We start from the raw sequence: 14,762 nt of genomic DNA, 5'->3' as shown, positions 1-14,762 counted from the left end.
ACCGGCCCCGAAAGGGGAGCGTGGCACCGGGCCGTCGTGTGCGGCAGCCGCCCTCAGGGAGAGGCCGGCGGATACAGATCCCGCGGCAGCCGGGCCGCGGCCGCCGAGTCGAGCAGCCAGAGCGTCCGGGAGCGGCCGTACGCACCGGCGGCGGGAGCCTGCACCTCGCCCGCACCGGACAGGGCCATCGCCACCGCGTTCGCCTTGTCCTCGCCCGCCGCGAGCAGCCAGACCTCACGGGCCGAGCGGATCGCCGGCAGGGTGAGCGAGATCCGGGTCGGCGGCGGCTTCGGCGCACCGTGCACACCGATCACCGCGAGCTCCGTCTCGCGCACCCCCGGATGCTCGGGGAACAGCGAGGCGACATGCGTATCGGGCCCGACCCCGAGCAGCAGTACGTCGAAGGCCGGCACGGCCGAGTGGTTCTCCGGCTGTGCCGCGCCCGCGAGTTCGGCCGCGTAGTCCTCCGCGGCGCTGTCCGCGTCGGAGCCGCGCGGGCCGTCCGAAGCGGGCATCGCATGCACCCGGGCCGGATCGAGCGGCACCGAGTCGAGCAGGGCCTCGCGGGCCTGCGTGACATTGCGCTCCGGATCGTCCTCCGGCAGGAAGCGCTCGTCGCCCCACCACAGGTCGAGCCGGCCCCAGTCGACCGCGTCACGGGCGGGCGCGGCGGCGAGCGCGGCAAGCAGGCCGTTGCCGTTGCGTCCGCCCGTCAGGACGACCGAGGCCGAGCCGCGCGCCGACTGGGCGTCCACGATCTTCGTGATCAGCCGGGCCGCCGCGGCCTGCGCCATGAGCTCCTTGTCCCGGTGCACGACCAGCTGCGGAGCCGTACTCACTTGGCCGTCGCCTTCTTGGCCGGAGCCTTGGCTGCCTTCTTCGCCCCGGTGGCCTGTGCGGCCTTCTCCGCGCTGTCCGTCGGAGCCGGGCCACCGAGTCGCTCCACCCCGAACTTCAGGGCGGAGGCGTAGGTGTCGTCCGGGTCGAGCCGGCGCAGCTCCTCCGCGATCAGCTCGGCCGTCTCGCGGCGCTTGAGGGCGACCGCACGGTCCGGCTGGCCCTGCATGGACAGGGTGGCGAGCGAGCCGTCGGCCCGGTCGAGGACGATCGGCCCGCAGTCCGTGGCGAGGCGTACGGCAGTGAGCCCGGGCCCCGAGGACAAGGTGCGCGTCACCGGCACACCGAGCCGGTCGGACAGCCACATCGCGAGCAGCTCACAACTCGGATTGAACTCCTCGCCCTCCACCTCCACCGAGGTGACCCGGCAGGTCACCTGGTCGAGCGCGGCGGCGAGCATCGAGCGCCACGGAGTGATCCGCGTCCAGGACAGATCCGTGTCGCCCGGGGTGTACGCCTCCGCGCGAGAGGTCAGCTCCTGGATCGGCTGCTCGGCCGCATAGGTGTCCGTGACCCGCCGCTGCGCCAGCGCGCCCAGCGGGTCCTTCGCCGGGTCCAGCGGTGCGTTCACCGGCCACCAGACCACCACCGGGGCGTCCGGCAGCAGCAGCGGCAGCACCACCGACTGGGCGTGGTTGATCACCTCGCCGTACAGCCGCAGGATCACCGTCTCGCCGGTACCCGCGTCCGCACCCACCCGGACCTCGGCGTCCAGGCGCGAGGACGTGCGGTCCCGGGGCGAACGCGAGACGCGCTTGATGACGACCAGGGTGCGCGAGGGATGCTCCCGCGACGCCTCGCTGGCCGCCTTCAGGGCGTCGTACGCGTTCTCCTCGTCGGTGACGATGACCAGGGTGAGCACCATGCCGACGGCCGGGGTGCCGATCGCACGGCGGCCCTGGACCAGGGCCTTGTTGACCTTGCCCGAGGTGGTGTCCGTGAGGTCGATCTTCATGGCCGACGCCAGCTCCGTCCGTCTCGTTCGAGCATTTCGTCCGCCTCCACGGGACCCCAGGTACCCGCCGGATACTGGGCCGGCTTGTTGTGCCGGTCCCAGTACTGCTCCACCGGGTCGAGGATCTGCCAGGAGAGCTCGACCTCCTCGGTGCGCGGGAAGAGGTTCGAGTCGCCGAGCAGCACATCGAGGATGAGCCGCTCGTACGCCTCGGGGCTGGACTCCGTGAAGGACTCGCCGTACGCGAAGTCCATGGAGACGTCCCGTACCTCCATCGAGGTACCGGGGACCTTCGAGCCGAACCGGACCGTGACGCCCTCGTCCGGCTGCACCCGGATCACCAGGGCGTTGTGCCCGAGCTCCTCGGTCGCGGTGTGGTCGAAGGGGGAGTGCGGCGCGCGCTGGAAGACCACCGCGATCTCGGTGACCCGGCGGCCGAGGCGCTTGCCGGTGCGCAGATAGAACGGCACTCCGGCCCAACGCCGGTTGTCGATCGTCAGCTTGACCGCGGCGTAGGTGTCGGTCTTCGAACCGGCGTCGATGCCGTCTTCCTGCAGATAGCCGATGACCTTCTCGCCGCCCTGCCAGCCGGCCGCGTACTGGCCGCGGACGGTGTGCTTGCCGAGGTCCTTGGGCAGCTGGACCGCGCCGAGCACCTTGGTCTTCTCGGCGGCCAGTGCGTCCGCGTCGAAGGAGGCGGGCTCCTCCATCGCGGTGAGGGCGAGGAGTTGGAGGAGGTGGTTCTGGATCACGTCACGGGCCGCGCCGATGCCGTCGTAGTAGCCGGCCCGGCCGCCGATGCCGATGTCCTCGGCCATGGTGATCTGGACGTGGTCGACGTACGACCTGTTCCAGATCGGCTCGAAGAGGGTGTTGGCGAACCGGAGCGCCAGGATGTTCTGGACGGTCTCCTTGCCCAGGTAGTGGTCGATACGGAAGACCTGGTCGGGGCCGAACACCTCGTGCACGATCGAGTTCAACTCGCGGGCGGAGGCGAGGTCGTGGCCGAAGGGCTTCTCGATGACCGCGCGCCGCCAGGAGCCGTCGCGCTGATCGGCCAGGCCGTGCTTCTTGAGCTGCTGCACGACCTGCGGGAAGAACTTGGGCGGCACCGACAGGTAGAAGGCGAAATTGCCACCCGTGCCCTGGGCCTTGTCCAGCTCCTGGATCGTGGACTTGAGCGTCTCGAAGGCCTGGTCGTCGTCGAAGTCGCCCTGCACGAACCGCATGCCCTGGATGAGCTGCTGCCAGACCTCCTCCCGGAAGGGCGTGCGCGCGTGCTCCTTGACCGCGTCGTGCACCTCCTGGGCGAAGTCCTCGTCCTGCCACTCCCGGCGGGCGAAGCCGATCAGCGAGAAGCCCGGCGGCAGCAGGCCGCGGTTGGCCAGGTCGTAGACCGCCGGCATCAGCTTCTTGCGGGAGAGGTCGCCGGTGACGCCGAAGATCACCAGGCCCGACGGCCCCGCGATGCGCGGGAGCCGTCGGTCCGATGCGTCACGCAGCGGATTCGTACCGCCTGCGGAATCGGGGGACAAGGCGGTCAGCCCTCCGACGGGGAGAGGCGCTTCAGCTCCGCCTCGGTCGACTTGAGCAGGTCGTTCCAGGACGACTCGAACTTCTCCACGCCCTCGTCCTCGAGCAGCTGCACGACCTCGTCGTAGCCGATGCCGAGCTTCTCGACGGCGTCGAGCTCGGCACGGGACTGCTCGTAGCTGCCGGCGATCGTGTTGCCCGAGACGGTGCCGTGGTCGCCGGTGGCCTCCAGGGTGGCCTCCGGCATGGTGTTCACCGTGTTCGGTGCGACCAGGTCCTCGACGTACAGTGTGTCCTTGTACGCCGGGTCCTTGACGCCGGTGGAGGCCCAGAGCGGACGCTGCACATTGGCGCCCGCACGGTCAAGCGCCTGCCAGCGGTCGCCGGCGACGACCTCCTCGTAGGCCTGGTACGCGAGCCGGGCGTTGGCCAGGGCGGCCTTGCCGCGGGCGGCCTTCGCGTCCTCGGTGCCGAGGGCGTCGAGCCGCTTGTCGATCTCGGTGTCCACGCGGGACACGAAGAAGGACGCCACCGAGTGGATCTTGTCGAGGTCCAGGCCCGCGGCCTTCGCCTTCTCCAGACCGGCCTGGTAGGCGTCCATCACCTCGCGGTAGCGCTCGAGCGAGAAGATCAGCGTGACATTGACGCTGATGCCCTTGCCGATCACCTCGGTGATGGCCGGCAGGCCCGCCCGGGTGGCCGGGATCTTGATGAAGGTGTTCGGCCGGTCGACCAGCCAGGCGAGCTGCTTGGCCTCGGCGACGGTGGCCGCGGTGTTGTGCGCGAGGCGCGGGTCCACCTCGATCGACACCCGGCCGTCCTTGCCGCCGGTGGCGTCGAACACGGGCCGCAGTACGTCCGCCGCGTCCCGTACGTCCGCCGTGGTGATCATGCGGACGGCCTCTTCGACCGTCACCCCGCGGGCCGCGAGGTCGGCGAGCTGCTGCTCGTAACCGTCACCGCCCGAGATCGCCTTCTGGAAGATCGACGGGTTGGTCGTGACGCCCACGACGTGCTGCTGGTCGATCAGTTCGGCGAGGTCGCCGGACGTGATCCGCTTGCGGGACAGGTCGTCCAGCCAGATCGCCACGCCCTCCTCGGAGAGGCGCTTGAGTGCGTCTGTCATGGAAATTGCATCTCCTAGCTGATCAAGTGTCGTATCTACGGGCGTCAGCGCTGCACGGCGCGCAGGGATTCCCTGGCGGCCTCGGCGACGTTCTCGGCGGTGAAGCCGAACTCACGGAACAGGGTCTTGCCGTCCGCCGAGGCGCCGAAGTGCTCGAGCGAGACGATCCGGCCGCTGTCGCCGACGTAGCGGTGCCAGGTCAGGCCGATGCCCGCCTCGACCGCGACACGGGCCCTGACCTCGGGCGGCAGCACCTGGTCGCGGTACGCCTGGTCCTGCTCGTCGAACCACTCGACACACGGCATCGACACCACACGGGTCGGCACGCCCTCGGCCTGCAGCTCGTCGCGGGCGGCGACGGCCAGCTGGACCTCGGAACCGGTGGCGATCAGGATCACCTGCGGGCTGCCGCCCTCGGCCTCGGCGAGCACGTAACCGCCGCGCGCCGCCTGCTCGTTGCGCTCGTACGTGGGCACGCCCTGGCGGGTCAGGGCCAGGCCGTGCGGGGTGCCCTTGCCGAACTCCTTGGTGTAGCGCGTGAGGATCTCGCGCCAGGCCACCGCGGTCTCGTTCGCGTCCGCCGGACGGACCACGTTCAGACCCGGGATGGCGCGCAGCGAGGCCAGGTGCTCCACCGGCTGGTGGGTCGGGCCGTCCTCGCCGAGACCGACCGAGTCGTGCGTCCAGACGTACGTGACCGGCAGGTGCATCAGGGCCGACAGGCGCACCGCATTGCGCATGTAGTCCGAGAACACCAGGAACGTGCCGCCGTAGATACGGGTCGGACCGTGCAGCGCGATGCCGTTGAGGATCGCGGCCATGGCGTGCTCGCGGATGCCGTAGTGCACGGTGCGGCCGTACGGGTCGGCCTCCGGCAGCGGGTTGCCCGCGGGCAGGAACGAACTGGTCTTGTCGATCGTGGTGTTGTTGGAACCGGCGAGGTCGGCCGAGCCGCCCCACAGCTCCGGGATCGCCCCGCCGAGCGCCTGCAGGATCTTCCCCGACGCCGCACGGGTCGCGACGGAGGAGCCGGTCTCGAACTCCGGCAGCAGGTCCTGCCAGCCCTCGGGGAGCTCGCCGGCCTGCATCCGGTCGAAGGCCGCGGCCCGCTCCGGATCGGCCTCGCGCCACACGGCGAAGGACTTGTCCCAGGCCTCCCGCGACTGCCGGCCGCGCTCGGCGGCGAGCCGGGTGTGGTTGATGACCTCGTCGGCCACCTCGAAGGACTGCTCGGGGTCGAAGCCGAGTACCCGCTTGGTCGCCGCGACCTCGTCGTCGCCGAGCGCCGAGCCGTGCGCGGCCTCGGTGTTCTGCGCGTTCGGCGCGGGCCAGGCGATGATCGAGCGGGCCGCGATGAACGACGGACGCTCGGTCTCGGCGCGCGCGGCCTCGAGCGCGGCGAACAGACCGGCCGGGTCCAGGTCGCCGTTCTCCAGCTGCTCCACGCGCTGGACGTGCCAGCCGTAGGCCTCATAGCGCTTGAGGGTGTCCTCGGAGACGGCGGTCTCCGTGTCGCCCTCGATGGAGATGTGGTTGTCGTCCCAGAGCAGCACCAGATTGCCGAGCTTCTGGTGGCCCGCGAGCGAGGACGCCTCGGCGGAGATGCCCTCCTGCAGACAGCCGTCGCCGGCGATCGCGTACACCATGTGGTCGAACGGGGACTCGCCCGCCGCCGCATCGGGGTCGAACAGGCCGCGCTCGAAGCGGGCCGCCATCGCCATGCCCACCGCGTTCGCCACACCCTGGCCCAGCGGGCCCGTGGTGGTCTCGACGCCGGTGGTGTGGCCGTACTCCGGGTGGCCCGGGGTCTTCGAACCCCAGGTGCGGAAGGCCTTGAGGTCATCCAGCTCGAGGCCGTACCCGGCCAGGTACAGCTGGATGTAGAGCGTCAGCGAGGAGTGCCCCGCGGACAGCACGAACCGGTCGCGGCCCACCCACTCGGCATCCGTGGGGTCGTGCCGCATCACCTTCTGGAACAGGGTGTACGCGGCAGGAGCCAGACTCATCGCGGTGCCCGGATGTCCGTTGCCCACCTTCTGGACGGCATCCATTGCAAGGACCCGCACCGTGTCCACGGCACGCTGATCCAGATCGGTCCACTCGAGGTCTGTGGTGGTCGGCTTGGTGCTCACCCTGATTCAGGGCTCCTCTCCACATGTCTGTATCCGGCGACATGTGTGCGCCGGGCGCTGTCGAGCCTACCGCTGTGGAAGCGGCCGGATTTTCGGCTCATTACAGACTGCCGGGAGCCGCCCGCGTTCGCCTCCGGAGCGCATCCGGCAGGTCCGGACCTGGACCGGACCCGCGGCCCCAACACGAGTGGACCCCCGCGAAGAGGCGAGCCGGGCCAACGTCTATGGTGGCGTGGTACGCGCGAGCATTTACCCGGTCTTCATTTCTGACGGCAGTTGAGGTGGCTCGCTGGGAGTCTCTGTCAGGGGTGTGCGTGACGGCCGTTGAATCCCGTCCCGGGGGTACCGAGGCCGCGGGCGAAGTCGGGACGAGCCAGGTGGGGCGGTCCGCCAAGGACCGCATTCTCGCCTTCGTGGCACTGACCAAGCCGCGCATTATCGAGCTGCTGCTCATCACCACCGTCCCCGTGATGTTCCTCGCCGAGCAGGGCGTGCCCAACCTCTGGCTGGTGCTCGCCACTTGCGTCGGCGGCTACCTCTCGGCCGGCGGGGCGAACGCCCTGAACATGTACATCGACCGGGACATCGACGCGCTGATGGAGCGTACGCGGCAGCGTCCGCTGGTCACCGGCATCGTCAGCCCACGCGAGGGCCTGGTCTTCGGCATCACCCTCGCGGTGGTCTCCACGCTCTGGTTCGGGCTGCTGGTCAACTGGCTCTCGGCCTGGCTCTCGCTGGGCGCCTCGATGTTCTACGTCGTCGTCTACACGATGATCCTCAAGCGGCGTACCTCGCAGAACATCGTGTGGGGCGGCATCGCGGGCTGTCTGCCGGTCCTGATCGGCTGGTCCGCGGTGACGAACTCGATGTCCTGGGCCGCGGTCATCCTCTTCATGGTGATGTTCTTCTGGACGCCGCCGCACTACTGGCCGCTGTCCATGAAGGTGAAGGACGACTACGCGCGCGTGGGCGTCCCCATGCTCCCGGTGATCGCCTCCAACAAGGTGGTCGCGCGTCAGATCGTCATCTACAGCTGGGTGATGGTCGGCATCTCGCTGCTGCTGACGCCGCTCGGCTACACCGGCTGGTTCTACACCGCGGTGGCGCTCGCGGCCGGTGGCTTCTGGCTGTGGGAGGCGCATGCGCTGCAGTCCCGCGCCAAGGCCGGAGTGACCGGCGGCAAGCTCAAGGAGATGCGGCTGTTCCACTGGTCGATCACCTATGTCTCGCTGCTCTTCCTGGCCGTCGCGGTGGACCCCTTCCTGCGCTGATTCCCGCGCTGGTCGCGGACGTGGCCCAGGCCACGCCCACCACCCGTCGCCGCGTCCACTACCCATCGGTAGCATCCTGTGCATGGCAGAGACTGAAGCGGTTGCAGAGGGTTCGGTCCCGTCGGCGAAGGACGAGCGCCGGGCGGCCGGACTGGCCAAGCGGATCAGCGCGTTCGCCCAGGCCCACGGGGGTGTGGAAGCGCAGATCGCCTACCTGGGCGAGCGCGGGGTGCGCATCGTCCTCGTGGGCGAGGACGGCGGCTGGGGCGACATCGTGGAGCCCAGCGACAAGGTCGCCCGCAGCGCCGTGGAGAAGGCCGGCGTCACCCTCCACGAGGACTTCGACGGGGACTTCGCCGCCAAGGTGGAGACCGGTCCGTACGAATGGAAGCGGATGGCGGGCATTCAGATCGGCGGCTGAGTCCTGACGAGGCGCCCTGGGCCCAGGCCAACACCTGGGAGTGGGTTCACCCGTTAGGCCCGTGAGAGACGGACCGTCCACGGGAGCCCCCGATGATCGAGACGCCGCAGCTGGTCGACCAGTACTGCCATGGCGTGCTCCGTACGGAGCTGGGCCTCGGGACCTTCGAGGCCCAGCTCGGCCGGGGCGGCGGCCCGCCCGCCCCCGGCACCACCTTCTTCGACACCTGGGCCGGATTCGCCGTACGGCGCTGGTGTCCGCCGCTGCTCGGACTCGAACCGCACTGTCCGCCCGCCCACTATCTGGCCCGCCGCCGCGAACTCGGCGTCCTGGAGGCCGGACGCAGACTGCTGCGGGGCAGCGGCATCGGCGCGTTCCTCGTCGACACCGGCTCGTCCGGAGACCTCACGGGGCCGGGGGAGATGGCCGCGGCGGGCGACGCCGAGGCCCACGAGATCGTGCGGCTCGAAGTGCTCGCCGACCAGGTCGCCGCCACCTCCGGAACCGTCGAATCCTTCCTCGCCAATCTCGCCGAGTCGATCCACGCGGCCGCGGGGCACGCCGTCGCCTTCACCTCGGTGGCAGGCGTACGCCACGGGCTCGCGGTCGGTCCCGAGCCGCCGGACGCGGCCGAGGTGCACCGGGCGGCCGGCCGGCGGCTCGCAGCATGCGGAACCTTCACCGGACCCGCCCGCCGGCTCGACGATCCGGTGCTGCTGCGCCATCTCCTGTGGATCGCCGTGGGCACCGGCCGCCCTCTCCAACTGCTGCTCGACGGACCCGAACCGGGCACTCGGGCGGCCGCCTTCGCCCGCGCGACGGCCGGGCTCGGCACGGATCTGGTGCTGCTGCCACGCGGACCGCAGGACGCGCCCGCGGTCGGCCTCACCGCCGAATTCCCGCACGTACACGCCGACTTGGGGCGGGCCCTGGCCCGTACCGGGGCGCGGGCGGAGCCGTTGCTCGCGGAGCTGCTCGATCTGGCGCCGTTCGGGAAACTGCTCTTCTCCAGCGGCGCCGGGGCGCTGCCCGAGCTGCATGTGGTCGCCGCCCGGTCGTTCGCGGTCGCGCTCGGCCGGCTCCTGGACGGTCTGGTCGCCGACGGCGCCTGGGCCGCCGCGGACGCCCGCCGGGTGGCGCACCTGCTGGCGGCCGGGAACGCACGACGGGTGTACGGGCTCGGGGGTGCCTGACCCTTCCGGTGCGGCCCGTCGCGGGTCAGGCAGAGGTCAGCGCAGGATCCGCCTGAGCCGGTACGTCCGCGGATGTCACCGGCCGCTCGCGCAGCGAGAGCGCCACCCGCAGGACCGCGATCCACACCAGACAGGACCCGAACATATGGGCGCCGACCAGGACCTCCGGCAGATCCGTGAAGTACTGGACGTACCCGACGCCGCCCTGTGCGAGCAGCACCAGGAACAGATCACGGGTGCACCGCAGCGGACCGCGCGGAGCGTCCACCGCCTTCAGCACGAACCACAGCGCGAAGGTCAGCGTGACCACGATCCAGGCAAGGACGGCATGCGCCTTGGTGACCGTCTCCCAGTCCACCGGCATCCGCGGTACGTCGCTGGAGTCGCCGGCGTGCGGGCCCGCGCCCGTCACCACGGTGCCCACCATGATCAGCAGCACCGTCACGCCCACCAGGATCCACACCAGCTGCCGGATCGCCCCGCCGACCAGCGGCCGGGGCGCGCTGTCGCCCTCGCGGGTGCGCTGCCACATCACCGTGGCCACCGCGATCAGCGCGGTCGACAGCAGGAAGTGCGCGGCGACGGTGTACGGATTGAGGCCGACCAGGACGACGATGCCGCCGAGCACCGCATTCCCCATCACCAGCCAGAACTGGGTCCAGCCGAGCCGGGTCAGGCTGCGCCGCCACGGTTTCTGCGAACGCGCGGCGATGATCGCCCAGCCGACCGCCGCGCACAGCACGTACGTCAGCATCCGGTTGCCGAACTCGATGACGCCGTGCAGGCCCATCTCATGGGTGGCCGTCAGGGACTCTTCCGTGCACTTGGGCCAGGTCGGGCAGCCGAGCCCGGACCCGGTCAGCCGGACCGCGCCGCCGGTCACCACGATGACGACCATCATCACCAGGGCGGCGGCCGCGGCACGCCGCACGGTCGCGGGGCTCGGCGTCCAGCGCTCGGCGATGTGGGCCAGCGGATTGCGCAGGGCCTGCGCGGCATCGGTACGGGTCAGCTGAGGCACGGCCCCATGCTAAGCGGGGCCTTGTGCATGAATTCACGCGGGTGGCATCCCGGGACGGAACATGTCGGACCGCCCGTGCGGTGAACCGGCCTGCCGCGACGTCCCGCCGCGTCACTCCCAGCGGAAGAACCGCCCCGCGGCGCCCAGTCCGACGACCGCCCAGACGGCGAGGATGCCCAGGTCGCCCCACGGGAGCGCGGCACCGTTCTGCAGCACGTCCCGCAGGCCGTCCGACAACGCCGCGATGGGCAGCAGCCCGAGCACCGCCGCAGCGGCGTCCGGGAACCTGTCCAGCGGCACGATCACGCCGCCGCCGACCAGAAGCAGCAGGAAGACCAGATTCGCCGCGGCGAGCGTCGCCTCGGCCTTCAGGGTGCCGGCCATCAGCAGCCCGAGCCCGGAGAACGCGGCGGTGCCGGCGACCAGGAGCAGTGGCACGGCGAACGGATTGCCGTGCGGCGACCAGCCGAGCGCCAGGGCGATCACCACCAGGAGTACGACCTGAAGGACCTCGGTGACCAGGACCGCAAGGGTCTTCGCGGCCATCAGGCCCCAGCGCGGCAGCGGCGAGGTGCCGAGCCGCTTCAGGACCCCGTACCGCCGCTCGAAGCCCGTCGCGATGGCCTGACCGGTGAACGCCGTCGACATCACCGCGAGCGCGAGCACCCCCGGCGCGAGGAAGTCCACCGCCTTGCCCTCGCCGGTGTCGACCACGTCCACGGTCGAGAAGAGCACCAGGAGCAGCGAGGGGATCACCACGGTGAGGAGCAACTGCTCGCCGTTGCGCAGCAGCATCCGCGTCTCGAGCGCGGCCTGTGCCGCGATCATGCGGCCGAGGGGCGCGGCGCCGGGCCGCGGTGCGAAGGTTCCGGCGGGGGTTCCGGCAGGGGTTGTGGCACTCATGAACGCAGCTCCTTGCCGGTCAGCTCCAGGAAGACGTCCTCCAGGGTGTGCCGCTCGACCGCGATCCGGTCCGGCATCACGCCGTGCTGCGCACACCAGGAGGTCACGGTGGCCAGCAGCTGCGGGTCGACGTTCCCGGTCACCCGGTACGAGCCCGGGGTGAGCTCGGCGGCCGCGGCGTCCATCGGCAGCGCCTTGAGCAGGCTCGCGACATCGAGGCCGGGACGGCCGGTGAAGCGCAGGGTGTTCTCGGCGCCGCCCCGGCACAGCGCCTCGGGGCTGCCCTGGGCGATCACCCGGCCGGCGTCGATGATGGCCACGTCGTCGGCCAGTTGCTCGGCCTCGTCCATGTGGTGGGTGGTGAGGATGACGGCCACCCCGTCGGTGCGCAGATCGCGTACGAGATCCCAGGTGGCGCGGCGGGCCTGCGGGTCGAGGCCGGCGGTCGGCTCGTCCAGGAAGACCAGCGCCGGGCGGCCGACGACGGCCATGGCGAGCGCGAGGCGCTGCTGCTGTCCGCCGGAGAGCCGGCGGTAGGTCGTACGGCCGCAGGAGCCGAGGCCGAGCCGCTCGATCAGGGTGTCGACGTCCAGGGGGTGGGCGTGCAGCCGGGCCATGTGGCGGAGCATCTCGTCCGCGCGGGCGCCGGAGTACACGCCTCCGGACTGCAGCATCACGCCGATCTGCGGGCGCAGGCGTCCGGCGTCCGCGATCGGGTCGAGGCCGAGTACCCGCACCTCGCCCGCGTCCGGCCGGCGATAGCCCTCGCAGGCCTCGACGGTGGTCGTCTTGCCGGCGCCGTTCGGCCCGAGCACGGCGGTGATGCCCTGCCGGGCGGTGAGGTCGAGGCCGTCGACGGCGGTCTTGCTCCGGTACCGCTTCACCAGGCCGCGCACCTGGACGACGGGCTCTTCACGCATGCCGCGAAGTCTAGGTACGGGGCACGAGGCCCCGGAACACCGGCCCCGGCCACCCTCGCCGGACGCCCGGCAACGGCGCGAAAATTAGGTGACCCTAAGTGACCGATGCCACCGGAGCGGGTCCGGACGCGGGTTGTCGCGGCCAGAGGAATTACGCAACAATGGCGTTGTGAAAAACGTCGGTGAGGCTCGGGAGCTCCCTCGGAGCACCCCCCAGGAGGAGCTCGGGACCGGTGAGCGCTCCACGCGCAACCGCGTCGCGCGCTCCATCCTGGACCACGGCCCGTCCACCGTCGCCGAGCTCGCCGGACGCCTCGGCCTCACCCAGGCCGCGGTCCGCCGGCACCTCGACGCACTGGTCGCCGACACCGTGGTCGAGCCCCGTGAGCAGCGCGTGTACGGCGCACGCACCCGCGGCCGCCCGGCCAAGGTGTTCGCCCTCACCGACTGCGGGCGGGACGCCTTCGACCAGTCCTACGACCAGCTGGCCGCCGAGGCCATCGGCTGGATCGCCCGGTCGGCGGGCGGCGGCGAGGCCGGGGAGGCCGCGGTCGCGGCCTTCGCGCGCGCCAGGCTCGCCGCCCACGCCGAGGAGTACCGGCGCCTGATCGACGCGGTGCCTCCCGAGGAGCGTGCGATGGCCCTGGCCAAGGCACTGTCGGCCGACGGGTACGCTGCTACTGCGCGTAGCGCACCGGGCCGGCAGCAGGGTGAGCAGCTGTGTCAGCACCACTGCCCGGTCGCCCACGTGGCCGAGCAGTACCCGCAGCTCTGCGAGGCGGAGACCGAATTCTTCGGTTCGTTGCTCGGCACCCATGTGCAGCGACTGGCCACCATCGCCCACGGGGACGGCGTGTGCACCACGTTCATTCCCCGTACCGAGTCACAGCCCGACACCAAGACCACCACTGCAAGCACGGCCGGGAGGAACCCCGCATGACTCTCCCCATCGAGGAGACGGCCCACCCTGAGCTCGAGGGCCTGGGCAAGTACGAATACGGCTGGGCCGACTCCGACGCCGCCGGTGCCGCTGCCAAGCGCGGTCTGAGTGAGGCCGTCGTCCGCGACATCTCGGCCAAGAAGGACGAGCCGGAGTGGATGACCAAGCTCCGTCTGAAGGGCCTCAAGCTCTTCGAGAAGAAGCCCATGCCGAACTGGGGCTCCGACCTCACCGGCATCGACTTCGACAACATCAAGTACTTCGTGCGGTCCACCGAGAAGCAGGCCCAGTCGTGGGAGGACCTGCCCGAGGACATCAAGAACACCTACGACAAGCTGGGCATCCCGGAGGCCGAGAAGCAGCGCCTCGTCGCCGGTGTCGCCGCCCAGTACGAGTCCGAGGTCGTCTACCACCAGATCCGTGAGGACCTGGAGCAGCAGGGCGTGCTGTTCCTGGACACCGACACCGCGCTCAAGGAGCACCCGGAGCTCTTCAAGGAGTACTTCGGCACGGTGATCCCGGCGGGTGACAACAAGTTCGCCTCGCTGAACACCGCGGTCTGGTCCGGCGGCTCCTTCATCTACGTGCCGAAGGGCGTGCACGTGGACATCCCGCTGCAGGCCTACTTCCGGATCAACACGGAGAACATGGGCCAGTTCGAGCGGACGCTGATCATCGTCGACGAGGACGCCTACGTCCACTACGTCGAGGGCTGCACCGCGCCGATCTACCAGTCGGACTCGCTGCACTCCGCGGTCGTCGAGATCATCGTCAAGAAGGGCGCCCGCTGCCGTTACACGACCATCCAGAACTGGTCGAACAACGTCTACAACCTGGTCACCAAGCGCGCCGTGGCCTACGAGGGCGCGACCATGGAGTGGGTCGACGGCAACATCGGCTCCAAGGTCACCATGAAGTACCCGGCCGTCTACCTGATGGGCGAGCACGCCAAGGGCGAGACCCTGTCCATCGCCTTCGCGGGCGAGGGCCAGCACCAGGACGCCGGCGCCAAGATGGTCCACATGGCCCCGAACACCTCGTCCAACATCGTCTCCAAGTCGGTGGCGCGGGGCGGCGGCCGTACCTCGTACCGCGGTCTGATCGAGATCGGCGAGGGCGCACCCGGCGCGAAGTCCAATGTGCTGTGCGACGCGCTCCTGGTCGACACCATCTCCCGCTCGGACACCTACCCGTACGTGGACGTCCGCGAGGACGACGTGTCCATGGGCCACGAGGCGACCGTCTCCAAGGTCTCCGAGGACCAGCTCTTCTACCTGATGAGCCGCGGCATGACCGAGTTCGAGGCGATGGCGATGATCGTGCGCGGCTTCGTCGAGCCGATCGCCAAGGAACTGCCCATGGAGTACGCCCTGGAGCTCAACCGGCTGATCGAGCTGCAGATGGAAGGCGCCGTCGGCTGACCGCCGGCCACCCTCCGCAGCAAGCCACT

Annotated in this window: 13 protein-coding genes; 5 read left to right on the top strand and 8 right to left on the bottom strand. The window is 70.5% G+C overall.

Annotation, left to right across the window (positions count from 1 at the left end):
- Positions 1 to 53: 53 nt before the first annotated feature.
- From pgl to tkt, 5 genes are read right to left on the bottom strand one after another with little or no spacing between them, the layout of a single operon-like run.
- A complete protein-coding gene (gene pgl, locus DY218_RS32915) occupies positions 54 to 839 on the bottom strand; it encodes a 6-phosphogluconolactonase (RefSeq protein WP_128559851.1) in 786 nt (261 codons plus the stop codon).
- Positions 836 to 1,852, bottom strand: coding sequence for a glucose-6-phosphate dehydrogenase assembly protein OpcA (opcA, locus tag DY218_RS32910; RefSeq protein ID WP_128559850.1), 1,017 nt, complete (start codon positions 1,850 to 1,852; stop codon positions 836 to 838). Before opcA ends, pgl begins: the two co-directional genes overlap by 4 nt.
- Positions 1,849 to 3,387 (bottom strand): glucose-6-phosphate dehydrogenase, encoded by a 1,539-nt coding sequence (gene zwf / locus DY218_RS32905; RefSeq protein ID WP_128559849.1) that lies wholly within the window; start codon positions 3,385 to 3,387, stop codon positions 1,849 to 1,851. Before zwf ends, opcA begins: the two co-directional genes overlap by 4 nt.
- A 5-nt stretch (positions 3,388 to 3,392) precedes the next feature.
- Complete coding sequence (tal, locus tag DY218_RS32900; protein ID WP_128559848.1) at positions 3,393 to 4,511, bottom strand: transaldolase; 1,119 nt, start codon at positions 4,509 to 4,511, stop codon at positions 3,393 to 3,395.
- A 44-nt stretch (positions 4,512 to 4,555) separates the two neighbouring features.
- Positions 4,556 to 6,643 (bottom strand): transketolase, encoded by a 2,088-nt coding sequence (gene tkt / locus DY218_RS32895; RefSeq protein WP_128559847.1) that lies wholly within the window; start codon positions 6,641 to 6,643, stop codon positions 4,556 to 4,558.
- A gap of 314 nt (positions 6,644 to 6,957) precedes the next feature.
- On the opposite strand from tkt, the gene DY218_RS32890 reads away from it, so the two are divergent.
- From DY218_RS32890 to DY218_RS32880, 3 genes are all read left to right on the top strand, one after another.
- Positions 6,958 to 7,914, top strand: a complete 957-nt coding sequence (locus DY218_RS32890) for a heme o synthase (protein WP_233522024.1) — start codon at positions 6,958 to 6,960, stop codon at positions 7,912 to 7,914.
- 82 nt (positions 7,915 to 7,996) lie between these two features.
- Complete coding sequence (locus DY218_RS32885) at positions 7,997 to 8,335, top strand: hypothetical protein (protein WP_128559846.1); 339 nt, start codon at positions 7,997 to 7,999, stop codon at positions 8,333 to 8,335.
- 92 nt (positions 8,336 to 8,427) lie between these two features.
- Positions 8,428 to 9,528, top strand: a complete 1,101-nt coding sequence (locus DY218_RS32880; protein WP_128559845.1) for an amidohydrolase — start codon at positions 8,428 to 8,430, stop codon at positions 9,526 to 9,528.
- 25 nt (positions 9,529 to 9,553) lie between these two features.
- Here DY218_RS32880 and DY218_RS32875 read toward each other — a convergent pair whose 3' ends face one another.
- The 3 genes from DY218_RS32875 to DY218_RS32865 form a co-directional block, all read right to left on the bottom strand.
- Positions 9,554 to 10,540, bottom strand: coding sequence for a COX15/CtaA family protein (locus DY218_RS32875; protein WP_128559868.1), 987 nt, complete (start codon positions 10,538 to 10,540; stop codon positions 9,554 to 9,556).
- A gap of 120 nt (positions 10,541 to 10,660) precedes the next feature.
- The gene (locus tag DY218_RS32870; protein ID WP_128559844.1) at positions 10,661 to 11,452 is read right to left on the bottom strand and encodes an ABC transporter permease; all 792 of its coding nucleotides are present in this window, start codon (positions 11,450 to 11,452) and stop codon (positions 10,661 to 10,663) included.
- Positions 11,449 to 12,372, bottom strand: a complete 924-nt coding sequence (locus tag DY218_RS32865) for an ABC transporter ATP-binding protein (protein ID WP_128559843.1) — start codon at positions 12,370 to 12,372, stop codon at positions 11,449 to 11,451. The genes DY218_RS32870 and DY218_RS32865 overlap by 4 nt, the downstream gene beginning before the upstream one ends.
- Positions 12,373 to 12,541: 169 nt before the next feature.
- On the opposite strand from DY218_RS32865, the gene DY218_RS32860 reads away from it, so the two are divergent.
- Entirely contained in the window at positions 12,542 to 13,312 is a 771-nt protein-coding gene (locus tag DY218_RS32860) for a helix-turn-helix transcriptional regulator (protein WP_128559842.1), read from the top strand.
- On the top strand, positions 13,309 to 14,733 hold the full coding sequence (gene sufB / locus DY218_RS32855; RefSeq protein WP_128559841.1) for a Fe-S cluster assembly protein SufB: 1,425 nt from the start codon (positions 13,309 to 13,311) through the stop codon (positions 14,731 to 14,733). Before DY218_RS32860 ends, sufB begins: the two co-directional genes overlap by 4 nt.
- Positions 14,734 to 14,762: the final 29 nt, after the last annotated feature.

It is taken from the genome of Streptomyces triticagri, assembly GCF_003429565.1.
GTDB lineage: Bacteria > Actinomycetota > Actinomycetes > Streptomycetales > Streptomycetaceae > Streptomyces > Streptomyces triticagri.
This window is presented reverse-complemented; position numbering and strand designations above follow the sequence as displayed.